Below are 22,232 nucleotides of genomic sequence, written 5' to 3' on the forward strand. Positions count from 1 at the left end.
AGCTACGCGGGACTGCGTCCCGATCTCGCCCAAGTGGGCCCACCACTTGGGCTCGTCGCGCCTTGCACTCGACGCAAAGTCCTCGGTGATCATCCGCGCCCCCTCATGAAATATCCGGGCTACGTCGCTGCGCGCGAGCAGCCCATCCATGGGCTTCTTTATCCATCTTTCCGAATTGAAAGACAGTCGCTGTAAAGCCTCTCCCCTGCGGGAGAGATCGATGCGCACTGATTTTCGCGCGCCGGATGGTGCCCCGGAACTCCCTCCCCGATGTTCGGGGAGGGCCGGGGAGCCGATCTTTTCCTGCCCCAGGGGCCTGGCGTAGCGAGGTTCCTGGCTAGGGGGAATCGGTATCAGGGCTGAAAGCAGGGCGCGCCGGCCTGATAGCGGCGCAGGCGCGATTTCGCCTCGACTATTGCTTCGCTATACGGGTCGCCGGGGGTTTTCGCCAGCACCTCGGACTGCAGTTGTGCTGCCTGATCACATTGCGCATTGGCGGCCAAAGCACGCGCCAGGGTGTCGGCGTGTGCCAGCGATCGTCGAGCCTCGAATACCCGAGTGGCCAGATCGAGTGCCTGCGCCAAGCTGGCCGTGGTCTGGTCAGGGGCGGCGAGCAAGTGCTCAGCATAGCGGTGGGCCAGCTGGCCGTCGTCGGGATGCAGCGCGTGTGCTTGTGCCAAGGCGGCACCGGCCTGCTGCAGCCGCTGCTCACCGCTCAAACTGTCCACATACTCAAGCCAGACCTCACTCAGTTCGGGCGCCGCTTGCAGAACTTGCTGGTAGGCCTGGATCGCGCTGGTGCCATCCCCAGCCAGGCGTGCACTGCGTGCCAGTCCAAGCAATGCCGAGACATCCTGCGGGCGCTGCCGAACTACCGTCAGATAATGCGTGCCTGCCTGCTCGGGTTGGCCTGCCTGCAGCAAAAGTTCAGCCAGATTGAAGTGTGCGCTCAGGTTGTCGGGTGCGCGCTGCAGCACCCGACGAAAGTGGTCGAGGGCCAATTCAATCTCACCGATGCGCGCCAGGCTGGCGCCCAGATTGATCTCGGCGCTGACGCTCTCGGGTGCCGCCTGCAAGGCTGCACGATAGCGATCGATGGCGTGGTGGAAATCGCCCGCCTCATAGGCCAGCTTGCCCTCGATCAAGGCAACACGCTCGCCGACGACAAGTGCCTGCAGTTGCTCCACCAAAGGGTCGGGAATGCGCACGCCGACGCTGCCGCTCTTAGCCAGATGTTGCCGCGCCAAGTCGGATTGGCCATTGGCGCGAAAGGCCTGTGCCAGCAGATAGTGGCTGCGATTGGCCTGCGGCACCGCCTGCACGACTGTGTTCAGCAGATCGATCGCCAGCGCCGGCTTGCCTTCAGCCAGCGCAAGTTCGCCGCGCGCAAGCCTGGCGGCAGTGTTGTCGGGTTGCTGTTTCAGCACGCCCTCGACCAGCTCGATGGCTTCCGCCTGCCGCCCCTGCAGAACCTGCACCTCGGCCAGACGCAGGGCGCTGGCCGAATACGCCTGTTGCAGTGCCAGTGCCTGCCGGTAGGCCTGCTCGGCCTGGGGGTTGTCGCCGGCCTGCTGGCTGGCATGTCCGAATAAGTGCCAGAGGTCAAAGCGATTCGATTGCGCGGCCAGCAGCCGCCGATAGCAGGCCTGCGCCGCCTCCCACAGCTCGTAGGCGTGATACAGCTGGGCCAGTTCGTTCAGCACTTGAACTTGCTGTTCCATTGGGCCGCTACGGTGCTGTTCCCACAGCGCCTGTGCTCGGGCCAGCTGCTCGGCCACGTTCGGTTCCAAGGCGCGCAGGTCAGGGCTGGGCAGCGGTGCTGGATCGAGCAGTGGGGAGGTCGGCTCGGCGTCGTTCCGGGGGTTGCTGGGCGAGTCGGCAGGGTCGCTGGCGTGGATCGACAGGCTGGTAGCCAGCAAGCCGCAGGCGAGCAGGCGGACAAGCCCGGCACGAGCACCGCTCATGGCGATTCTCCCTCACCCTTGTTCAACTGGTGATAGCGGCGTGGCGACAAGTCGGTCCATTTTTCGCGGCTGCCATCGGGCCACTGAACCTCAACGTTCACCGGTGCTCGGTGAGTACCCAGTCCGGCCAGGATGCGCGGGTCATTGGCGCTGGCGTAGCTTCCGTCGGCCCGCGATCGACGCCAGATTGGCCGGCTCTCGGCTGCGCTGATCTGCGCTAACGCACCCAGCACATCGCGTTGTAGCTTGGGGTCGACGAGGCGCAGTCCAATCCAGGCATGGGCAGAGCTGTTCTGATTCAGCCACAGTCGGGTTTGTCCGTTGTTGTTGAAGATCAGCGCATCGGTGTCGCCGTCATTGTCGACATCGCCAAATGCCGCGCCGCGACTGACTTCCTCCTGCAGCAGCGCCTTGCCGGCCTGCTGAGTCACTTCATCAAAGCGCTTGCCTTGCAGGTTTCTGAACAGCTGGTTTGGCTCGTCAAGCGGAAATCGATCGCCTGCTGCGTGCAAGCGCTCGAGAATCCGCACTGCACCGTTGAGGATCAACAAGTCAAGCCAGCCATCATTGTCGAAATCCAGCCAGGCTGTACCAAATCCGGTGTAACGGCTGCTGCCCGAGCCCAGTCCGAACTGGCTGGTGCGGTCTTCGAACAAGCCCTTACCCTGATTGACGTACAGCGTGTTGGTTTCGCCCATCAAGTGGGTCATGAACAGATCGAGGTCGCCATCGTTGTCGAAATCGCCAGCATCGACGCCCATGCTCGCCTCAGGGCGACCGGCACGGTTGACCGCAGCGCCGGCAAACAGAGCATCGTCGACAAAGCTCCCATCGGTCTGGGCCAACCACAGCTGATTGGCATCGCCGTCATTGGCTACATAGATATCGATGCGACCATCGTCATTGAAGTCGGCGCTGACTACGCCCAGGCCCGCGCCCGGTTGGTAATTGCGCAGACGTTGTCGGGTGACATCTTCGAACCGGCCTCGGCCGAGATTGCGATACAGGCGGTCGCGCGCCGGTGCGAAACTGGCCGGGCCGCAATAGTCAGGGCGGGTGCTGCGAGCGAAACAGCGGGTGTTGTTTGCGAGCGAGTACTCGACGTAATTGGCCACGTAAAGATCGAGCAGGCCATCGCCATCGAAGTCCAGGAAGCTGGCCGCGACACTCCAGGCCTCATCGCCGGTACCCGACTGCGAGGTCACATCCTCGAAGCGGCCATTGCCCAGATTGCGCCACAACCGGTTGCGCCCGAAGTTGGTGACATAGAGATCGACGTGGCCGTCGTTGTCGAAATCACCGCTGGCCACGCCCATGCCGTACTCGGAGCCTTCGATGCCCGCGCTGGCGGTGACATCGACCCAGCGCGGGCCATCCTTGCCAAGATCATTGCGATATAGGCGATCGCTGAGCGGTGACCTGGGCGGAAACCAGGCCTGTTCGATCGGCTTGCCGAGCATGCCGCCCTGAACGATAAAAGCATCGAGATCGCCGTCATTGTCATAGTCGAACAGCGCTCCGCCATGACCGACCATCTCGACAAAATACAATTCCCCTGACATGCCGTTGAAGTGGACGAAATCAAGGCCGCTGCGCTCGGTGGCATCTTCAAACAGCGCCGGTGAGCTGGCATGCGCGGCGGCGGCCATGGCCAAGGCGCAGATCATCCATATAGGGTGCGTCGAGGACGCACTGCGGTCGCCCTTCATCGCAGCGGTGCGTCCAAGACGCACCCTATGGCGCCAGTCTCGCGTCAAGAACACACGCTACGAATACGCCTCGTTGTGCACCGCCTTGACTGCCCGGCCCGAGGGATCGACGATCGATTTCAGGCTGGGATCCCATTCCAGTGCAGCGGCAGTGGAGCAGGCCACCGAAGGCCCGCCCGGTACGCATTCGGCGGCAAAGCTCTGCGGGAAATGGCGATGGAACAGTTCGCGATACAGGTAGGCTTCCTTGGTCGTCGGTGTGTTGTAGGGGAAGCGGAACTTAGCGCTGGTCAATTGCTGATCGCTGACCTGCAATTCGGCATGCGCTTTCAGTGAATCGATCCAGCTATAGCCGACGCCGTCGGAGAACTGTTCCTTCTGCCGCCACAGCACACTGTCCGGCAGATAACCGGCAAATGCCTCGCGCAGGAACTGCTTTTCAATCCGGCCACGCTGCTTGCCTGAGAGCTTAACTTCTGGGTTCAGCTGCATTGCCTGGTCGATGAATCCGCGGTCGAGGAAGGGAACGCGCGCTTCCACGCCCCAGGCGGCCATCGCCTTGTTGGCACGCAGACAGTCGAACAGGTGCAGCTTGTCCAGCTTGCGTACCGTTTCCTCGTGCAGGGCGCGGGCGTCGGGGGCCTTGTGGAAGTACAGGTAACCGCCGAACAGCTCATCCGAGCCCTCGCCGGACAGCACCATCTTGATGCCCATGGCGCGAATGCGCCGCGCCATCAGATACATCGGCGTCGAGGCGCGGATGGTAGTGACGTCGTAGGTTTCCAGGTGATAGATCACATCGGACAAGGCGTCGATGCCTTCCTGCACGGTGAAGTGAAACTCGTGGTGCACCGTGCCGATGTGCGCAGCCACCTGGCGTGCGGCCTTGAGGTCGGGCGATTCCTTCAGGCCCACGGCAAAACTGTGCAGCTGCGGCCACCAGGCCTCGGTGCGCTCGTCTTCTTCGACGCGGCGGGCGGCGTACTTCTTGGCGATCGCCGCGACCAGTGAAGAATCAAGCCCGCCTGAAAGCAGGACGCCGTAGGGCACATCGCTCATCATGTGCGACTTAACTGCATTCTCCAGCGAGGCACGCAGCGCAGCGCGATCGCTTTCGGCATCGGCGACGGCGCTGAACTCGCGCCAGCCCGGATGGTAGTACTGGGTTGGTTCGGCATCGCCACTGCGCCAGAAGTGGCCGGACGGGAACTCGCGTGCGTCGACGCAATGTGAGGTCAGGGCTTTCAGCTCGGAGGCAACGAACAGATTGCCATGCTCGTCGTGACCAAAATAAAGCGGAATGATGCCAATCGGGTCGCGCGCCAGCAGCCATCGCTTGCTCGCAGCATCCCACAGTACGAAGGCGAACATGCCATGCAGCTCGTTCAGCCAGGTGGCCGGGTCGCCGCCATGCCGATACAGCGGCAGGATCACTTCGCAGTCGGAATGGGTCTGGAAGGCGAACTGCGGCTCGTACTGGGCACGAAGGCTGCGATGGTTGTAGATCTCACCGTTGACGGCCAGTACCTGCTGCCCGTCGTCGGTCTGAATCGGCTGGGCGCCGGAGTCGACGCCGACAATGGCCAGACGCTCATGGACCAGGATGGCATTGTCATCATTGTAGATGCCCGACCAGTCTGGGCCGCGGTGACGCATGCGGCGTGAAAGCTCGAGCGCCAGCGGGCGCAGGCCGGCGGCGTCGGTTTTCAGATCGAGGATGCCAAGGATGGAGCACATGAACGCGGTTCCTGAGAGTGAGGAGGAGCCTCGATAATGGCAGAGATCGCCGGCGATTGCTGCAGTGCCGCACAACCCCCTCCTGGCCTCCCCTCTGCCGCGTTGCCGCGCAAGGGGAGGAGACAAGCCGGTTCAAAGCCGCTGTGCAGGTGCAGGGTCGGCTCGGCTTCGACGCTGCGCGTGGAAGTTGGGCGCTTCGGTTCGACCGTGCATCTGACTGAGGTCGGCCGCGGAAGCGGTAGCGCTGACGTTTTGTCTCCTCCCCTTGCGGCGCGCAGCGCCGGAGGGGGAGGTTGGGAGGGGGTGATTTGGTGCCCTGCTACTTTCCCAATTCCGCTCTACGCCGTTCGAGCGCCAGCAGCATCTGCTCCAACACCGCTTCAGTTCTGAGCAACACATCGTCATTCCAGAATCGCAGCACCTGATAGCCGCCGGATCAATAACTTCAGCGCCGGACAGGCAAAGTCCAACACAAAGCGATCCACTGGATGCTGGCGACGAAACCGCGTATCGGCCAGCTGCCCCATCCTCAAGCAACGCCAAAGTTTAATCTCAGCGTCGGTCGGGGCGCTGCGCAGGCGGCGGGCACGCGCCCGTCCGCATGGCTCATCCCCACATTTGCTGCGCCCACTGCCAGGCATTGTCACCGAGGCTGATCAAGGCGATGCAGGCGGCGATGCCAACCAACCAGAGCACGATCAGAAACACGCCGTCGCGTTCGATCAGGGCGATGGCATAGAACAGGATCAACAGGCCCAGCGGATAGTTGGTCAGCGGAATCGGCAGCGACAACAGCAGGCCGAGTATGGCCAGCATCAGACCGGTCAGCGCTGGTGCCGGCTGCGTGGTGAATACGCCGGCGACGCGCGGCTTTACCAGGCGTTCCACCCGCAGCAGCCAGGGGCTCATGCGTTGACTGAAGCGGGCAAAGCGCTCCCGCCGCACGCCGCGTTGCCGCCAGCGTTGGGGAAACCAGGGGCGGCGCAGGCCAAACAGCATTTGCAGACCCAGCAATACCACCAGCGGGCCGCTGATGGCGCCGGCCCCGGCGGGCAGGGGCAGAAAGGCTGGCAGGGTGAACATCAGCAGTAACACGCCAAAGGCGCGGCGGTTGAAACGCTGCAGGATGGCATCCAGGCTGACCGTTTCCTTGGGGTCGCCCTCGCTCAACTTGACCAGCAACGCGCTCGTGGATTGTTCTTGCAATCATCTGCTCCGGAATGCGCTTTCGAGACTCAGCCTGGCAGGTCAGGACGACGCGCGTCGCGGGCCATCAGTCGGTGCCACCGGCGCGCTCTTCTTCGGGCTCGGAGCGGCGAATCAAGAGCTTGTCGATGCGTGCGCCATCGAGGTCGATCACTTCGAACACCCAGCCATTCCATTCGAACTGCTCGCCGATTTGCGGAATATGACCATAGTGGCTGACCACTAGACCGGCCACGGTGTGGTACTCGTGCTCGGTCTCATTCGGCAGCTCGCCGACGCCAAGTAGTTCACGCAGATCGTCCGAGGACAGGCTGCCGTCCACCAGCAAACTGCCATCGGCGCGCTGCACCACAGGCGATGCTTCATCGGGGTTGGCACCGATGGAGCCAAGGCGTCCGAGTACGGCACCCAGCACATCGTTCAGGGTGATCATGCCGACGATGTCGCCGTACTCGTCGACCACCAAGGCCAGTGAGGTGCTCTCTTCGCGAAAGGTGTCGAGCAGGTTCATCGCCCGTGTTCCTTCCGCCACATAGACCGGTTTTTGCAGATCGTTGAACAGGCCCGGATTTCGATGGCCGATCCGGCCGGCCAGCATCTTCACCTGCAGGATGCCGATCACATCCTGGTCTGAGCCGCGGTAAACCGGGTAACGCGAAAACGGCGTCTCGCGCATCGTCTTGAGGTTGGCCTCGTCGCTGGCGGTGGCATCGAGCCAGACGATTCGCGTGCGCGGCGTCATCAGGCTGGCGGCATCGCGATCACCGAGGCGCAGCACGCGGTTCATCATGTTGCGCTCATCGTTGTCGATGACGCCCTGTTCGTGGCTTTCGCTCACCAGCAGACGGATTTCCTCTTCACTGACGCGCTGAGTCTGATCTTCGTGCACGCCGAACAGACGCAGGATGCTGCGGGTCAGCAGGCTAAGCAGGTTGACTGCCGGTGCCGCGGCCAGGCTGAGTGACTTCATCGGCCAGCTGACCCGCGCGGCGATGCTTTCCGCGCGCAATAGGGCCAGACGCTTGGGTAGCAACTCTCCGATCAGCAGCGAAAGTCCGGCAATGAAGGCCACCGCGATGCCAATGCCGATGTTCTCTGAATAGTCGAACGGTATGTTGAAGGTTTCGGTCAGAAAGGCGGCAATCGCCAGCCCGATGGCCTCACCGCCGACATAGCCCGACAGGACTCCGATCAAGGTGATGCCGATCTGTACCGTAGAGAGGAAACGCTCCGGGTGTTCGTGCAGTTCCAGTGCCGCCTGAGCACCACGTCGCTCGGCGGCCATCTGCTTCAGGCGACTGCGGCGCGAGGTGACCACGGCCATCTCTGACATGGCGAAGAAGCCGTTGATCAGCACCAACAGCAGGACTATGACTAGTTCGATCATCAGAATTGAATCCTGGGGACCGGCATTCTAGCTTGGCCCAAGGGACTACACCCAAATGGAGCACACTACCGACGGGAAGATGACCGGCGCAGGACAGCAATGCGTCAGTAATGCGTCAGTAATGCGGCGGCTTTGTGACAAGCGAGGCGATCTCACGCGCTTATCAGTGCCTGCGAAAGTGAAATAAGCTAAGTGAAATCAGCTTGTTGCGTGTTTCGTGTGGAGTGATTCCGAGGTGTAACACGGCTGTCATAATGTCACCGTATTGTCACCGGCCTGTCATATGGCGATTGTGAGGGGCAACCATGAAGATCAAGCAGCTGACGGCGATGCTTGCTGCTGTCCTGGCAACGAGCGCGGCCAGGGCCGAGATCTCTTTGACCGAGGTTGGCGGGTTCAAGCTGGGTCTGGAAGGACTGCTGCAGGCCGACGGCAACTGGTTCGATAACGACCGGGTCGACCTCAACGGTGCCGGATCGGGCAACGGTGATGACAGTGAGTTCGGCGTACGTCGCGCCGAGGTGGCGCTGAAGGCCAAGGGCGAGCGACTGGACTGGGTGCTGGCCTATGATTTCGAGGCCGAGAAATGGCTGGATGCCAATTTCAAGTGGAAGCTGGATTTCGCCGCCATCACCATCGGTCAATACAAGCAGCCGATGGGGCTGGAAGAGCTGTCCAGCACCAAGTACAACGACTTCATCAGCAAGTCGCTGGCCACCAACCTGTTTGCGCCGAGTCGGCGACTAGGCGTCGGCCTGTCCCGGGACTACGCTGACTGGGGCTATCAGCTGAGTGCCTTCAGTCGCGAACTGACCCGCGACCGCGCCCGCGGCAGCGGCTTCGCCGGCCGCGCCTACTGGCGGCCGCTGATCAGCGAGCAGGCTTATCTGCATCTGGGGTTGTCGGCGATCAGTCGCGATACCGACGCTGATACCGAACGCCTGCGTGCTCGCCCTGGTGCTGATCTGGCGACGGTGCGTCTGATCGATAGTGGCACGCTGACCAATACCGATGCGCTCAATGGCTATGGACTGGAGGGGCTATGGGTGCAGGGGCCTTGGAAACTGCAGACCGAGTTCTTGAGCGGCACGATCGATCGGTATGACGCCCCGGGTGTCGAAGGCGCCGACTACGATGCCGACGCCTGGTATGTCAGTGGTGTCTGGAACATCACCGGAGAGGGCTGGGGCTACAAGGCCGGCACGCCGACGCCCAGCACCCACGACAACGCATTGGGCGTCTGGCAGGTCGGGCTGCGCTACGACGCCGCCGATCTCGACGATGGCGCGGTGCGCGGTGGCGATGCCGAGCATGTCACCCTGGGGGTCAACTGGTACTGGCGCAAGAACTTCCGGCTCAGTCTGAACTACGTCGATGTGCAGTCTGATCGGCGCGGCGTCAGCGACGATCCCTCGATCACCGAAGCGCGTATTCAGCTTTATTGGTAATCCAGACGGTTCCGATGTTCGGGTGACTGTCATCTGGAAGTAACACTCTTGTAATAACGTGCCTGCGGTTAACGTATTGCTCGATGCATGTTCGGATGGCGGTGTAACAGCCGATCTCGCCTGCGGGCCGATTCTCTCCTTCAAAGTTCAAAAGGTGTCTCATGACTAACTTCCGTCTGGCTGCTGCCATTTCCATCGTCCTTGGCCTGTCGGCCTGCGGCAAAGCGCCGGAACAGACTGCCGATGCCCCGGCCGCTCCGGCTACCGCTCAGCCCTCGATGATCCAGATCGACGGCTCCAGCACCGTGTATCCGGTCACCGAGGCGGTGGCTGAGGAATACCAGATCGCCAATCAGGGCAAGGTGCGGGTCACCGTCGGGGTGTCAGGTACCGGTGGCGGCTTCAAGAAGTTCTGCCGCGGTGAGACCTCGATTTCGAATGCGTCGCGTCCCATCCTGGAGGCCGAGATCAATGCCTGTAAGGAAGCCGGCGTCGAATTCATCGAGTTGCCGGTGGCGTTTGATGCCCTGACCGTGGTGGTCAATCCGAACAACAGCTTCATTGAGTCGGCCACGGTTGAAGAGCTGAAGACCCTGTGGCAGCCGGAAGCGCAGGGTACGGTGATGAACTGGAATCAGGTCAATCCGGCGTGGCCGAATGAGCCGGTCAATCTGTTCGGGCCGGGCGCCGATTCGGGCACCTTTGACTACTTCACCGAAGCGGTGATGGGCAAGGCCAAGGCCAGCCGCGGTGACTTCACCGCCAGCGAGGACGACAACGTGCTGGTCACTGGCGTGTCCAATGACGTCAATGCACTGGGCTTCTTTGGCTTCGCCTACTACAAGGAAAACGCCGACAAGCTGCGCGCCCTGCCGATCAAGGCCACTGCCGATTCCGCCGCCGTGCTGCCGTCGATGGAGACGGTGCTGAGCGGTGAATACGTGCCGCTGTCGCGCCCGATCTTCATCTACGTCAATGCCAAGGATGCCAAGACCCGGCCGGAAGTGAAGGCCTTTGTCGAGTACTACCTCTCGCATAGCGAAGAATTGATCACCGAAGTAGGTTACATTCCGCTGCCCGCCAAGGCGTATGAGCTGGCGCTTGGCAAGTTGAATGGCTTCAAGGCGGGCACGGTGTTCGAAGGTCACTCCGAAGTGGGCGTGAAGGTCGAAGACCTGCTGCAACGCGAACCCAAGTGAGGTAAAGCATGTCGGCCCCCGCTGCAACATCGACGGTAGATCCGCGCCGAGATTTGCGGCGGGACCGCCTGCGGCATCTGCCCGAGGTGGTGATCGAAGGGCTGCTGATGGCCGCGGCGCTGTCTGCCGTGGCCATCACCGTCGCCATCGTCGCCATCCTGGTGTTCGAATCCAGCGCTTTCTTCCAACACGTGTCGATCTGGACCTTCCTCACCGACACCCAGTGGACGCCGCTGTTTGCCAATGCCCGCTACGGCATCCTGCCGTTGCTGTCGGGCACCTTGATGACCAGCCTGATCGCCCTGCTGTTTGCGGTGCCACTGGGCACCATCACCGCGATTTACCTCAGCGAGTTTGCCTCGCCGAAAGTGCGAGAAGTGGTCAAACCGGTGCTGGAGCTGATTTCCGGCGTGCCGACCGTGGTCTTCGGCTACTTTGCCCTGCTGTTCGTTACGCCGCTGCTGCAGAAGTTCATTCCCGATCTGCCGGGGTTCAATATGCTGGGCCCGGGCATCGTGATTGGCATCATGATCGTGCCGTACATTTCTTCGTTGTCCGAAGACGCCATGCGTGCGGTGCCGATGCATTTCCGTGAGGCTTCCTTTGCCATGGGCGCCAGCCGCTTTCAGACCTCGGTGCGGGTGGTGCTGCCAGCCGCGCTGTCGGGCGTGGTGGCCTCGTACATCCTGGGTGTATCGCGCGCGGTGGGCGAGACCATGGTGGTGGCGATCGCCGCCGGCCAACAACCCAACCTGACGTTTGATCCTACCGAAGCGGCGGCCACCATTACTGCATACATCGTGCAGGTGTCGATGGGCGATGTGCCGCATGAGTCGATTGCCTATCAAAGCATCTTTGCTGCCGGGCTGACCTTGTTTGTGTTGACCTTGATGTTCAATGTGCTCGGCTACTTTGTCCGCAAGCGCTACCGCGAGGCCTACTGAGATGGCGCTGAAACAGACCGAGATTCGCGAGCTGATCGCGGGTCACAAGCTGCGCGACATGCTGTTCGATGTGCTCGGCCTGATTGTCATGCTGTTTGCCCTGCTGGTACTTGGCGCCCTGTTTGTGCAGCTGGTGGTCGACGGTTGGGATCGGCTCGGATTGGATTTCTTCCAGAGCTATCCCTCGCGACGTGCTTCTCAGGCCGGCATCCTGCCCGCCTGGGTGGGATCGCTGTCGGTGATGCTTGTGACTGCCATGGCCGCGGTGCCGGTGGGCGTGGCGGCCGGCGTGTGGTTGGAAGAGTACGCGCCGAAGAACTGGTTCACCGAAGTGATCGAGATCAATGTCACCAACCTCGCTGGCGTGCCTTCGATCATCTACGGTCTGCTCGGGCTTGGTCTGCTGGTGCAACAGTTCAGTCTCGGTCGTAGCGTGGCCGCGGCCGGCTTGACCTTGGCCATGATGATCCTGCCGGTGGTGGTGGTGGCTACGCGCGAAGCGATTCGTTCAGTGCCGCAGACCATTCGAGAGGCGGCCTATGGCCTGGGTGCGACGCGTTGGCAAGTGACCCGCGATCACGTGTTGCCGTACTCCCTGGCCGGTATCCTGACTGGCGTGATCATCGGCCTGTCGCGCGCCATCGGCGAGACCGCGCCGCTGATCACCATCGGTGCGGTCACCTTTATTGCCTTCCTGCCGGCTGCGCCGGTGATGAGCGAACCGCCGTTTCTCAATTTCGAATGGCTGACTGCGCCGTTCACCGTGATGCCGATTCAGATGTTCAACTGGGTATCGCGTCCGCAGGCCGACTTCCACGTCTCGGCGGCAGCCGCCGGCGTCGTGTTGGTGGCCATGACCCTGCTGATGAATGGCGCAGCCATCTATCTCCGTTATCGCGCGCGCAAGCGCATCAAGTGGTGAGCCCGATGTCGCAAGGCACCGAACGTAGCGTCAAAGCCGAAGTCAAGAATCTCGATTTCTATTACGGCGATTTCAAAGCGCTCAAAGCGATCAATCTCGAGGTTGAGGCCAACGAAGTGACGGCCCTGATCGGCCCGTCCGGCTGTGGCAAGTCGACCCTGCTGCGCTGTTTCAATCGCATGCATGATCTGTATCCGGGCAGCCGCTACGACGGCGAGATTCGCCTGTATCCGGACAATGTGAACCTGCTGGCCAAGGACATCGATCCGGTCGAAACGCGGATTCGCATCGGCATGGTGTTTCAGAAGCCCAATCCGTTTCCGAAGTCGATCTTCGAGAACGTGGCCTACGGGCTGCGTATTCTAGGCGAGAAGCGCCGGGCCGTTCTGCAGGAAAAAGTGGAAAAGGCCCTGCGTGATGCCGCGCTTTGGGATGAGGTGAAGGATCGTCTCGATAATCTCGCCACCAGTCTCTCGGGTGGTCAGCAGCAGCGCCTGTGCATCGCCCGCACTCTGGCCACTGAGCCGGAAATCGTGCTGTTCGACGAGCCCACCTCGGCCTTGGATCCCATCGCCACGGCCAGTATCGAAGAACTGATCATGGAGCTGAAAAATGCCGTGACCATTCTGATCGTGACCCACAACATGCAGCAGGCCGGGCGAATTTCCAAGCACACGGCGTTCATGTATCTGGGTGAACTGGTAGAGTTTGGCGAAACGGATCAGATATTCACCCGTCCGCGCAATCAACAAACCGAAAACTACATTACCGGTCGTTTCGGCTAGTTGATCGATGCGGGCGGCATCGGGAGAGGAAAACATGGCGATCAGCCATACCGGTCATACGGTCAAGAAGTTCGACGAGGAGCTCGGCACCCTGCGCGATCTGGTGCTGCGCATGGGCGGCCTGGTGGAAGAACAGCTGCGCCGCGCCGTGGAGGCGATGGAGAAAGGCGACAGCGCGCAGGCGCAGGAGGTGGTGCGTGGTGATCGCGAGATTGACCGCATCGAACTCAAGGCCGATGAGGAGATCGCCAACCTGCTGGCCCTGCGCACGCCGCTGGGCGTTGACCTGCGCACGGTGCTGACCCTGTCAAAGACGGTCAATGATCTGGAGCGCATCGGCGACGAGGCGAAAAAGGTTGCGCGCACCGCGCGTGATGTCTCGAGCAGCGATGCGGCCACTCGCAAACAGTTCAATCCGGTGGTGGTGGATCTGGCACGCACCGCGCTCACCATGCTCAGCGGGGCGCTGGATTCCCTGGTCCGACTCGATCTGGAGCGCGCGGAAGAAGTTCGCAAGCAGGACGATCTGGTCGACGAAGCCTTTATCCGTTGCATTCGCAGCATTTCAGAGCATATGGCCAAGGTGCCGGACAGCATCGAGGTTGGCGTGCACATGCTGTTTGCCGCCAAGGGCCTGGAGCGCATTGGCGACCACGCCAAGAACATCGCCCTGTACGTGTTCTATCTGGTGGAAGGGCGTGATATGCGCCACCCCAAGGTCAATCCCAATCGCGGCGGCGAAGCGGAAGGTTAAGGGGCACCGACGTAGGGTGGGCGTGCCGCCCACCATCATGCAATGTCCAGCACGTAGAGTGGGCGTATTGCCCACCACCGGTGGCAAGCCTGCTCAGTCCGCCGCGCTGGCCGCTGGCTTGCCCACCCAATGCACACTGCGCTGCGGGAACGGAATTTCGATTCCGGCTTCATCCAGTGCCGCCTTGATGCGGATCAGCAGACGCGAACGCGTGGGCCAGTAAACGCTGGTCTTGCTCCAGGGGCGCACGGCAATATCGACGCTGCTCTCGCCGAGATTCATCAGCATGTACACCGGCTCTGGATCCTGCAGCACGCCCTCGGTGCTCGCTACCACGTCGCGGATGATGTCGATGGCCTGCTCCGCCTGATGCTGGTAGCCGATGCCGATCACCAGATCGATACGGCGCTGGTCGCGGGCGCTGAAGTTGATGATCGGGCTGCTCATCACCTGCGAGTTCGGCATGGTGACCTGACGGTTGTCGCCGGTGATCAGCACGGTAAACAGCAAGCTGAGGTTATCGACGCTGCCGGAGACACCGCCGACCTCGACAAAGTCGCCGGAACGGAACGGCCGGAACAGAATCAGCAGCACGCCCGAAGCCAGATTGGACAACGAGCCCTGCAGCGATAGGCCGATCGCCAGACCCGCCGCACCAAGGGCGGTGAGCAGGGACGCATTCGGTACGCCGAGCTGATCGAGCGCGGCCACCACCACGATGGCGACGCCCAACCCGAACACCAGGTTGCGAACGAAACCAGCCAGCATGCTGTCCTTGCTGGTGCGTTCGACCAGGCCGCCGACCAGCTTGGAAATTCGCCGAGCCAGCCACTTACCGACCCAGAACAGCAGCAGGGCCAGCAGCAGCTTGCCGCTCCAGGTCATCGCCTGTTGGCTGACTGCTGTCCAGTCAATCTGATTGAGCAGTTCGTTCATCGTTGTTTTCGCCTCCTGGAGCTGGCTACGCCGCGGCGCGCCACGTCTTCAATGGTTCGAACAACGGCATAGCCTAGCCTGGTTCACATGCATGCCTTGTGACCAAGTCTTCATTGAACCTTGAGCTAAGGGCCATGCGCGCGGGATGGCGCGTTCAGAAAACGTCGCCGCCAGCTGAAAATGCGCGTTCCAGACCATCGCCAAGACCGCCGATCTCCAACACCAGTCGATCCACCTCGGCGGCGGTCAGTCCGGTGTAGGGACGGTTCTCGCACAGCTGCAAGTAAGGCACGCCATCCAGGGTCGACTGGGCCAGATAGCCAACCCGCTGCTCCCAGTTGAACGACAGTGCACGTTTGGCGTCGATGCCGGTCATCGGTGCGATCGAGGTGCTGACGCGCAGGTACTTGCGTTGATCCTCGCCCTCCAGCTCGGTCAGGAAAATGCCCTGTCGACGCTGACCATTGGCGATGCTGATTTCTATGCCCAGCAAGTAGGGATCGTTGGTGGTGACCGGGTAGTGGGCCGCCACATGGGCGCGAATCTGTTCGAAGTTCTGCATCGTAAAGCCGTCATCATCAAAGACCCACTATGCTAATGCCCTATGACCGACTTGTCTGCCGCAGCGGTGCGCGAAGCCAGGATTCTCGACGTCATTCGGCGCATTCCGGAAGGCCGGGTGCTGGCCTACGGCGAGGTGGCGCGATTGGCCGGGCTGCCCGGTCGGGCGCGCCTGGTGGCGCGAATCCTGGCGCAGAGCGGGCATGCCGATCTGCCCTGGCATCGGGTGCTGCGCGCGGGAGGGCAGATCGCCTTCGCTCCCGGCAGCCGCGGCTTCCGCGAGCAGTGTCGACGCTTGCGAGCCGAGGGTGTTCGAGTCAGCAACGGCCGGGTCAAGTCCACCGAGGACCAGGCCGAGCACTCGCTTGATCGGCTGCTCTGGGGCTGAGTGCTGGCCTCAGCGGCGACGGAACCAGGCCGCGATGCTGTAGCGATTGCGCTGTGCCGGCAGCACTTCGTGCTCAATTTCGTCGCTGAGGAACAATGATGCGCAGCCCAGGGTCGGCAGCACATCCAGCGGTCCTTCTGGCAGCCAAAGGCGCAGGGCGCCACCATCGGCAGCAGTCCAGGTCTGATTCAGATACAGGGTGAACGACAGCGTGCGCTTGTCATCGCTGCGAAAGCGATCGAGATGGCGGCGATAGAAGGCACCCGGCGGATAGGCGGCGTAATGCGTTTCCACGTCGGCCAAACCGAGCAGAAGCTCGCGATTGAGCTGGTGGCGCAACTGCTCGAGGACGGTAAGCAAGGCGCCACGCGCCGGTGCGGCCGGGTCGGCATCGATCCAGAAGGTCAGGTCGCTGCGAATGTCGGGCCGTGCCTGCAGTTGATCGGCGCGACCGATGCGCGCTGCCTGCATCGCGCTGCCATCGTGCAGGCAGCGGGCATCGGTCGCCAGCGCCTGCAATAGACCCGACTCGATGGCCAGCTCGGGCAGACAATAGCCGCGTTGACGCAACGCATCCAGGTCGGCAGATCGAAGCATCGCCTTGCGCAAATGGAAAGGGCGGCTAGCATACGGTGCTCGCCTACCCGGCAACAGGGGATTTTCCTCGTTCCGGGGCGGCTGTTCACCGATTATCCGGCCCGAGTCTGGACAATGGCCCGGAGACACTTTCCACAGGAGACACCATGCTCGACCATCTGCCACCGGTGACGCGTGCCCTGTTGATCAGCAACGTCGCCGTATTCGTGTTGCAGATGCTGCAGCCCGGCCTGTTCAACGATTTCATGCTCTGGCCCTGGGGCGACTATCTGGTGCGCGATCAGCAAGGGCAGGTGGTGAACGTCGGGTTTCTGCCCTGGCAGGTGTTCAGCTACGGCTTCATGCACGGTGGACTTAGCCACCTGTTCCTCAACATGTTCGCGCTGTACATGTTCGGCGGGCCGATCGAGCAGGCGTGGGGCACGCGGCGCTTCAGCATCTACTACTTCACCTGTCTGATCGGCGCCGGTCTGATTCAGCTGCTGGTTGCCACCTCGGCGGTGCAGGCAGATGGGGGGCTGTATCCCACTGTGGGTGCCTCGGGGGCGGTATTCGGCCTGCTGCTGGCCTTCGGCATGCAATGGCCGAACCGGCAGATCTTGCTGCTGATTCCGCCGATCCCGATGAAGGCCAGGACGTTCGTTATCGTCTATGGACTGATCGAGCTGGTGATGGGGGTGACCGGTACGCAGTCTGGCGTGGCTCACTTCGCCCACCTCGGCGGCATGGCATTTGGCTTCGGCCTGATCCAGTACTGGCGTGGTCGCTGGCCATTTGAGCGCCGACGGCGCTAGGCGCAGCTCAGCGAATCGCCACCCATAGGGTGCGCCTTGGGCGCACCAATAAGACCGTGAAGCCGCTCCCATCGGCGCGGCTCACATCAAGCGCCTTACACAGCCAGCCGCAGAAAATCCACGCTGGCGGTAAGGCGAATGGCATCCAGTCGCGGCCGCGCGCCGGGCAGGGCGGCCAATAGCGCCTCGCGCTCCTGTTCCAGCGCCTGAATCTCTTCGGCCTTCACCGAAGGATTCACCTTGGCCAGCGCCTGCAGACGCTCGATTTCGCTGCCCAGCCATTCTTCCGCCATGCCCAGGGCTTGCTCGATCTTGACTGCCGCCAGCTGCTCGGCCTCTTCCTTGGCCTTGTTCAGCATCGGCGGCACCAGGGCCGCCAATGGTTTGCGGAAGCGGCCGAGATCGACCAGGCGCTCGCCAGCCTTCTGCACCGCTTTGGCGCCGGGCATAAAGCCCTGGCGCACCTGAAGTCGGGTATCCACTGCCACCAGTTGTGGCTGTGCCGGCAGGAAACGCTGAACATGCAGTTTGCGCTCAGCGATGCACTCGAGCACGAATACCGCCTCCAGCACCACACTGCGTGGCGGCAGTGCTTCATCGATCAGGAAGGTGGCATTGCCGGTTTCGGCCGACAGCAGTAGCTCCTGCGCCGACAGCACCAGCGGGTGATCCGGTCGCAGGAACAGCAGATCGTCGCGGGCCAGGGCGGTGGCGCGATTCAGGGTGATCTGTCGCGGCCCATTCTTGAATTCCTCAAACGCATCCAGGGTGAGGTATTCAGGGTCGAGTACATGCACCGAACCGCCCAGGGACTCGTGGTGCACGCCGAACTGCTCGAGCAAGCGCAGGGCGTAGTCATCGGAGTCGGCCAGGGCGTCTTCGGCGCGCAACGATTCCAACAGGCGACCGCCGCGGGTGCCGCGCTGGCTGGCCAGCTCCAGCAGACGGTCGCGGCCGCGCTGAATGGCGTCGGTGAGGGTGGCGTGGCGTTCGCGCGTGCGCTCGATCAGGCTGGCCAGACATTGCTCCTGGCTGTCGAAGTCGGCGTCATTGGAAGCTATCTCGATCAGCTCGGGACCAAATTCACGCAACAACTCGCGTCCGTCGGCACACACCGCCTCGAACGCATCCAGTCCCTCGTCCAGCCAGCGCAACAAGGTGTGTTGGGCGCTACCTTCGATGGCGGCCAGATGGATGTGGACATTGCCTTTCTGGCCAATCCGGTCCAGTCGGCCGATGCGTTGTTCCAGCATGTCCGGGTCGATCGGCAGATCCCACATCAACAGGTGCTGGGCAAACTGGAAGTTGCGGCCTTCGGCGCCGATTTCCGAGGCGATCAGGATGCGCGCGCCTTCGGGGTCAGCAAAATACACGGCATTGCGATCGCGCTGCAGCAGGTTCATGTCCTCGTGGAAGCGCGCCACCGCGATGCCGCTGCGCAGTCTCAGTGCCTCTTCCAGCGCCTGCACCTTGGCCCGCGTCCGGCACAGCACCAGGCATTTTTGCTCGCCCAGCTGTTCCAGCGTGCTTAACAGCCAGTCGAGTCGCGGGTCGCGGGTGTAGTCGTGCTCGGGTTCGGCGTGGCCGGGGCTGCCGACATCGAACAGAAATTCGGCCAGCAGTGCATGCGCCAGCTGCGGGTCATAGCTTTCCAGCGGGCTGATCTTGCGCTGTCGCGGTGGAAATCCGCCCACCGCCTGACGTCGATTGCGCACCATCGAGCGGCCAACACCGTGGCGATCGACCAGATCGTCGATCAGAGCCTGGCGCAGCCGACCGCGCTGGACTTCATCGCTGGCTTCTTCGATCGAAGCCAGTCGGGCCTGCAGCGCCGCTTCGTCCTCGACGAACAGGTGTCGCAGGGTGGCACGGTCTGCTTCGCCAATGGTTTCACCGCCGAGCAGACGTTCAACCGCTTCGCTGACCGCGGTGAAGCGATCGCTCTCGGCGAGAAAATGCGCGAGGTCGCTGTAGCGATCCGGGTCAAGCAGGCGCAATCGGGCGAAATGACCGTCGCGGCCCAGCTGTTCGGGCGTGGCGGTCAGTAGCACTACACCGGCCGTTTGCGCGGCAAGCGCCTCGACCAGGGCGTACTCGGGGCTGATCTGATCGACCTGCCAGCCGAGATGATGGGCTTCGTCGACCACCAGCAGATCCCAGCCGGCGGCCAGCAATTGCTCTCGGCGCTTGCCATCGTTGGCCAGCCAGGTGGTGGCGGCGATGATGCCCTGTTCGTCTTCGAACGGGTTGCTGGGGTCGCCGCCCAGTTCCATCGACTCACAGCGCTCCTCATCGAAGATCGAGAAGCGCAGATTGAAGCGTCGCAGCAGTTCGACAAACCACTGATGCACCAGACTCTCGGGCAGCAGAATCAGCACGCGGCCGGCACGGCCGCTGGCGATTTGCTGGGCAATGATCAAGCAGGCTTCGATCGTCTTGCCGAGGCCGACCTCGTCCGCCAGCAGCAGACGCGGATGGCGCCGAGCGGCGGCCACTTCGGCAACCCGCAACTGATGCGGGATCAGGTCGATGCGCGCACCGAGCACGCCCCAGCCGGGATGAGACTGGGTTTCGGCGCGGCGGCGCAGGGTTTCCAGACGAAACTCGAATTGCGCATTGCGATCGACGCGGCCGTTCAACAGGCGGCTGTCGGCCTGCGACACCGGTTGTTCGGGGTCGAGCTGGCCTTCGGCGAAGCGCAACTCGCCGCAAAGATAATCGACCAGCCCCTGCGTTTCGATCACCTCGGTGACGGCGTGATCCTGACCATCAATGCGGATCTGATCGCCGGGGCGGAACAGGGCGCGCGACAGCGGCGCCGAGCCGGTGGCGTAATGGCGCACCACCGCGCTGCCAGTGAAAACGATCTGCACGCTGCGCCCTACCAAGCGCAGTACGGTGCCGAGTCCAAGTTCGGGCTCGGCGGTGGAAAACCAGCGCTGCCCCGGTACGAAAGTGCTCATCCGCATATTGTAGGCGGCCGGCCATCAATTGTCGGCGCTGAAGATGTGAATCAGGGCCAGAACTCAGGTGCCAGTGCTTGGCTGGTGCGGCACGAGTAGGCAGCGGCAAAGCCCGGCACCCAGGGCAGGGCGGCATTGACCCGCTGGGCACTCGGCCATTCAGGGGCGGCCGTACTCGGCAGCACGTTCTCGCGCAGCTGGCTGGCCCAGGCGACAAAGAAGCGCTGCTCCGCGCTGAGTCCGTGCAGTCGTTCCGAGCTTCCGGCCGGTTGCGCAAGGAAGGCGGCAAAGCTGAGACGCAGGGCTGCGAGGTCGGCAGCGCGTTCATAGCGGGTGTTGCCCAGCAAGGGCTCGCTCAGACCTTGCGCCTGGTCCAGTGCAGCGACCCGGGTCAGGAAGCCGGCGCGCTCCTGTTCGCTCCACCAGGGCTGCTGAGCCCCCGCGGCATCGAAGCTGGCGCCGCCCAGATCGAATCCATGGATCAGTTCATGAGCGAGCAACACGCCCAGGCCACCGTACTGCAAGGCCGGTTCGGCCGCGGGGTCGAACAGCGGGCGCTGCAGGGCGCCGGCGGCCAACTGCAGCTGGTTGTGCTCGGGCCGATACTGCAGCCATCCGAGATCCTCGGGCGGCGCCATATGCTGTTGCCGCCAGCGCAGCAAGGCCAGGGCGTTGCCGGGCAGGTTGTCCGCCGCCAGCCGCAGCTTGCCAAGGTCGGGACGTGCCTGCTGCGGACCAATCTGCAGGCGCACGGCGGCCAGCTTGTCGGCCGCGCGTTGTCGGGTCTTGTCGCTCCAGTCTGGATGGCGTTCGATCGCAGCGCCGAGCTGGGTGGTCAACGCGGCCCACAGCTGCTCGATGGCAGCGCGTTCTGCCTCGCCCACCTGCCGTTCGGCATACAGCTGTCGTATCGCCGTGCCGAGCAGCCGCTGAGCCAGATCATGCGCGCGTTGTTCGCTGCTGATCGGTAGCGTCTGCTGCAGCAATTGAGCGCGAATCAGCCGGTCATGCGGGTCGCGGAAGGGGGCATCCAGATAGGGCGCCAGCAGGTGGACGATGCGAAACCGCAACCAGGACTTCCACTGCACCGGGTGCGCTTCTGCAATCAGCGTATTGACGGTGGGGAACGGCGAAAAGTCACTGACCCGAAACTGCTTGGCGTCGTCCAGGTCGAGCGCCTTTAACAGTGGTTTCCACTCAAGGCCGGGGGTGCGCTGGTCGAGTTCGCGCAGACTCAGATTGGTCGGGCTCGGTCGGCGCATCGCCTCGGCCAGCTTCATCTCGAAATCCAATGCCCAGGCAGTTTCGGTGGCCAGATCGGTTGAGCCGGACGCCTGCAGCAGCTCTTCGATGTATTGACCCAAGCGACTGCGCCAGACCTCGCCCTGCATATGCGGCGAGAGATAGAACTGCGGATCGGGCAGGGTCAGCAGATCGGTTTCGATGATCACCGAGTCGCCGGCGCGGCGGGCAAAGAACAGCAGCGGCAGGCCGCGCTGCTGGTAGCGGGTAAGCAGCTCGCGCACATGTGCCGGGCGCTGAATCTGTTCCAGCGCGGGCAGCAAGGCAGCCAGCGCCTGCTGTCGCGCCCCGGGTAGGGATTCCTCGTTCTGCACGCTGGCGATCAGCGTCGCCACGCTGGCTTCCAGCGCGTCGTCGCTGTCACTGCGCAGACCGAGCAGCAGTTGCTGCTGTTGCCCGGCTACCGTCTGGCTCTGTTCTACTCGCCAGTCGTTGCGTTGCAGGCCCGGTGGTACCGGCGTGCTGGCCAGCCAGCCACCATTGGCGAACTGGTAGAGGTCGGTGCAGGCCTCGGCTTTGGGGTCGAAGTGGCGCGGGTCGATGCGATCGACCGCCAGCACACCGGTTCCGCTCAACAGGGCGCAGATCGACAAACAACTGGCGAAGCAGCGGGCAGCCATGCGCAGGACTCAGAGA

General features: G+C 62.7%; 18 protein-coding genes and 1 pseudogene. 8 read left to right on the forward strand and 11 right to left on the reverse strand.

The window, feature by feature from the left end:
- Positions 1 to 353: 353 nt before the first annotated feature.
- From IFO71_RS18400 to IFO71_RS18425, 6 genes and pseudogenes are all read right to left on the reverse strand, one after another.
- The gene (locus IFO71_RS18400; protein WP_192031143.1) at positions 354 to 1,964 is read right to left on the reverse strand and encodes a tetratricopeptide repeat protein; all 1,611 of its coding nucleotides are present in this window, start codon (positions 1,962 to 1,964) and stop codon (positions 354 to 356) included.
- Positions 1,961 to 3,631, reverse strand: coding sequence for a CRTAC1 family protein (locus tag IFO71_RS18405; protein WP_192031144.1), 1,671 nt, complete (start codon positions 3,629 to 3,631; stop codon positions 1,961 to 1,963). The genes IFO71_RS18400 and IFO71_RS18405 overlap by 4 nt, the downstream gene beginning before the upstream one ends.
- A gap of 99 nt (positions 3,632 to 3,730) precedes the next feature.
- Complete coding sequence (asnB, locus tag IFO71_RS18410) at positions 3,731 to 5,410, reverse strand: asparagine synthase B (protein WP_192031145.1); 1,680 nt, start codon at positions 5,408 to 5,410, stop codon at positions 3,731 to 3,733.
- 319 nt (positions 5,411 to 5,729) lie between these two features.
- Positions 5,730 to 6,051 (reverse strand): annotated as a pseudogene (locus tag IFO71_RS18415) (endonuclease domain-containing protein).
- Positions 6,017 to 6,616: an exopolysaccharide biosynthesis protein gene (locus tag IFO71_RS18420; RefSeq protein WP_192031146.1), complete on the reverse strand. Its 600-nt coding sequence runs from the start codon at positions 6,614 to 6,616 to the stop codon at positions 6,017 to 6,019. The pseudogene IFO71_RS18415 and the gene IFO71_RS18420 overlap by 35 nt, the downstream one beginning before the upstream one ends.
- 67 nt (positions 6,617 to 6,683) lie before the next feature.
- Positions 6,684 to 8,003 carry a hemolysin family protein gene (locus IFO71_RS18425; RefSeq protein ID WP_192031147.1) on the reverse strand — a complete coding sequence of 440 codons (1,320 nt, stop codon included), beginning with the start codon at positions 8,001 to 8,003 and terminating at the stop codon, positions 6,684 to 6,686.
- 305 nt (positions 8,004 to 8,308) lie between these two features.
- Here IFO71_RS18425 and IFO71_RS18430 point away from each other — a divergent pair, with 305 nt between their 5' ends.
- The 6 genes from IFO71_RS18430 (at position 8,309) to phoU (ending at position 14,055) form a co-directional block, all read left to right on the forward strand.
- On the forward strand, positions 8,309 to 9,451 hold the full coding sequence (locus IFO71_RS18430; protein ID WP_192031148.1) for an OprO/OprP family phosphate-selective porin: 1,143 nt from the start codon (positions 8,309 to 8,311) through the stop codon (positions 9,449 to 9,451).
- A gap of 161 nt (positions 9,452 to 9,612) precedes the next feature.
- The gene (locus IFO71_RS18435) at positions 9,613 to 10,650 is read left to right on the forward strand and encodes a PstS family phosphate ABC transporter substrate-binding protein (protein ID WP_192031149.1); all 1,038 of its coding nucleotides are present in this window, start codon (positions 9,613 to 9,615) and stop codon (positions 10,648 to 10,650) included.
- An 8-nt stretch (positions 10,651 to 10,658) separates the two neighbouring features.
- Entirely contained in the window at positions 10,659 to 11,594 is a 936-nt protein-coding gene (gene pstC, locus IFO71_RS18440; protein ID WP_192031150.1) for a phosphate ABC transporter permease subunit PstC, read from the forward strand.
- Between the two features lies 1 nt (position 11,595).
- A complete protein-coding gene (gene pstA / locus IFO71_RS18445; RefSeq protein WP_192031151.1) occupies positions 11,596 to 12,516 on the forward strand; it encodes a phosphate ABC transporter permease PstA in 921 nt (306 codons plus the stop codon).
- A gap of 5 nt (positions 12,517 to 12,521) precedes the next feature.
- Entirely contained in the window at positions 12,522 to 13,301 is a 780-nt protein-coding gene (gene pstB / locus IFO71_RS18450; RefSeq protein WP_192031152.1) for a phosphate ABC transporter ATP-binding protein PstB, read from the forward strand.
- 34 nt (positions 13,302 to 13,335) lie between these two features.
- Complete coding sequence (gene phoU, locus IFO71_RS18455; protein WP_192031153.1) at positions 13,336 to 14,055, forward strand: phosphate signaling complex protein PhoU; 720 nt, start codon at positions 13,336 to 13,338, stop codon at positions 14,053 to 14,055.
- Positions 14,056 to 14,148: 93 nt separating this feature from the next.
- Here phoU and IFO71_RS18460 read toward each other — a convergent pair whose 3' ends face one another.
- Positions 14,149 to 14,991 carry a mechanosensitive ion channel family protein gene (locus IFO71_RS18460; protein WP_192031154.1) on the reverse strand — a complete coding sequence of 281 codons (843 nt, stop codon included), beginning with the start codon at positions 14,989 to 14,991 and terminating at the stop codon, positions 14,149 to 14,151.
- Between the two features lie 154 nt (positions 14,992 to 15,145).
- Complete coding sequence (locus tag IFO71_RS18465) at positions 15,146 to 15,553, reverse strand: hypothetical protein (RefSeq protein ID WP_192031155.1); 408 nt, start codon at positions 15,551 to 15,553, stop codon at positions 15,146 to 15,148.
- A 42-nt stretch (positions 15,554 to 15,595) separates the two neighbouring features.
- Between IFO71_RS18465 and IFO71_RS18470 the strand changes: the two genes are divergently transcribed.
- Positions 15,596 to 15,940 (forward strand): MGMT family protein, encoded by a 345-nt coding sequence (locus IFO71_RS18470; protein WP_192031156.1) that lies wholly within the window; start codon positions 15,596 to 15,598, stop codon positions 15,938 to 15,940.
- Between the two features lie 9 nt (positions 15,941 to 15,949).
- Here IFO71_RS18470 and IFO71_RS18475 read toward each other — a convergent pair whose 3' ends face one another.
- Entirely contained in the window at positions 15,950 to 16,537 is a 588-nt protein-coding gene (locus IFO71_RS18475; RefSeq protein ID WP_192031157.1) for a 2OG-Fe(II) oxygenase, read from the reverse strand.
- A 146-nt stretch (positions 16,538 to 16,683) separates the two neighbouring features.
- Between IFO71_RS18475 and IFO71_RS18480 the strand changes: the two genes are divergently transcribed.
- Positions 16,684 to 17,331 (forward strand): rhomboid family intramembrane serine protease, encoded by a 648-nt coding sequence (locus tag IFO71_RS18480; protein WP_192031158.1) that lies wholly within the window; start codon positions 16,684 to 16,686, stop codon positions 17,329 to 17,331.
- Between the two features lie 95 nt (positions 17,332 to 17,426).
- Here the strand turns inward: IFO71_RS18480 and rapA are convergent, their stop codons facing one another.
- On the reverse strand, positions 17,427 to 20,294 hold the full coding sequence (gene rapA / locus IFO71_RS18485) for an RNA polymerase-associated protein RapA (protein WP_192031159.1): 2,868 nt from the start codon (positions 20,292 to 20,294) through the stop codon (positions 17,427 to 17,429).
- 50 nt (positions 20,295 to 20,344) lie between these two features.
- On the reverse strand, positions 20,345 to 22,216 hold the full coding sequence (locus IFO71_RS18490) for a M13 family metallopeptidase (protein WP_192031160.1): 1,872 nt from the start codon (positions 22,214 to 22,216) through the stop codon (positions 20,345 to 20,347).
- Between the last annotated feature and the right edge of the window lie 16 nt (positions 22,217 to 22,232).

Source organism: Pseudomarimonas arenosa (assembly GCF_014841215.1).
GTDB classification, from domain to species: domain Bacteria; phylum Pseudomonadota; class Gammaproteobacteria; order Xanthomonadales; family Xanthomonadaceae; genus Pseudomarimonas; species Pseudomarimonas arenosa.

Bases quoted from the DNA above. Each gene is read 5' to 3' on its own strand.
- rapA (WP_192031159.1), bottom strand. From the start codon at position 20,294: ATGAGCACTTTCGTACCGGGGCAGCGCTGGTTTTCCACCGCCGAGCCC.
- asnB (WP_192031145.1), bottom strand. From the start codon at position 5,410: ATGTGCTCCATCCTTGGCATCCTCGATCTGAAAACCGACGCCGCCGGC.
- IFO71_RS18460 (WP_192031154.1), bottom strand. From the start codon at position 14,991: ATGAACGAACTGCTCAATCAGATTGACTGGACAGCAGTCAGCCAACAG.
- pstC (WP_192031150.1), top strand. From the start codon at position 10,659: ATGTCGGCCCCCGCTGCAACATCGACGGTAGATCCGCGCCGAGATTTG.
- pstA (WP_192031151.1), top strand. From the start codon at position 11,596: ATGGCGCTGAAACAGACCGAGATTCGCGAGCTGATCGCGGGTCACAAG.
- IFO71_RS18490 (WP_192031160.1), bottom strand. From the start codon at position 22,216: ATGGCTGCCCGCTGCTTCGCCAGTTGTTTGTCGATCTGCGCCCTGTTG.
- phoU (WP_192031153.1), top strand. From the start codon at position 13,336: ATGGCGATCAGCCATACCGGTCATACGGTCAAGAAGTTCGACGAGGAG.
- IFO71_RS18405 (WP_192031144.1), bottom strand. From the start codon at position 3,631: ATGATCTGCGCCTTGGCCATGGCCGCCGCCGCGCATGCCAGCTCACCG.
- IFO71_RS18465 (WP_192031155.1), bottom strand. From the start codon at position 15,553: ATGCAGAACTTCGAACAGATTCGCGCCCATGTGGCGGCCCACTACCCG.
- pstB (WP_192031152.1), top strand. From the start codon at position 12,522: ATGTCGCAAGGCACCGAACGTAGCGTCAAAGCCGAAGTCAAGAATCTC.
- IFO71_RS18400 (WP_192031143.1), bottom strand. From the start codon at position 1,964: ATGAGCGGTGCTCGTGCCGGGCTTGTCCGCCTGCTCGCCTGCGGCTTG.
- IFO71_RS18480 (WP_192031158.1), top strand. From the start codon at position 16,684: ATGCTCGACCATCTGCCACCGGTGACGCGTGCCCTGTTGATCAGCAAC.
- IFO71_RS18425 (WP_192031147.1), bottom strand. From the start codon at position 8,003: ATGATCGAACTAGTCATAGTCCTGCTGTTGGTGCTGATCAACGGCTTC.
- IFO71_RS18470 (WP_192031156.1), top strand. From the start codon at position 15,596: ATGACCGACTTGTCTGCCGCAGCGGTGCGCGAAGCCAGGATTCTCGAC.
- IFO71_RS18435 (WP_192031149.1), top strand. From the start codon at position 9,613: ATGACTAACTTCCGTCTGGCTGCTGCCATTTCCATCGTCCTTGGCCTG.
- IFO71_RS18475 (WP_192031157.1), bottom strand. From the start codon at position 16,537: ATGCTTCGATCTGCCGACCTGGATGCGTTGCGTCAACGCGGCTATTGT.
- IFO71_RS18430 (WP_192031148.1), top strand. From the start codon at position 8,309: ATGAAGATCAAGCAGCTGACGGCGATGCTTGCTGCTGTCCTGGCAACG.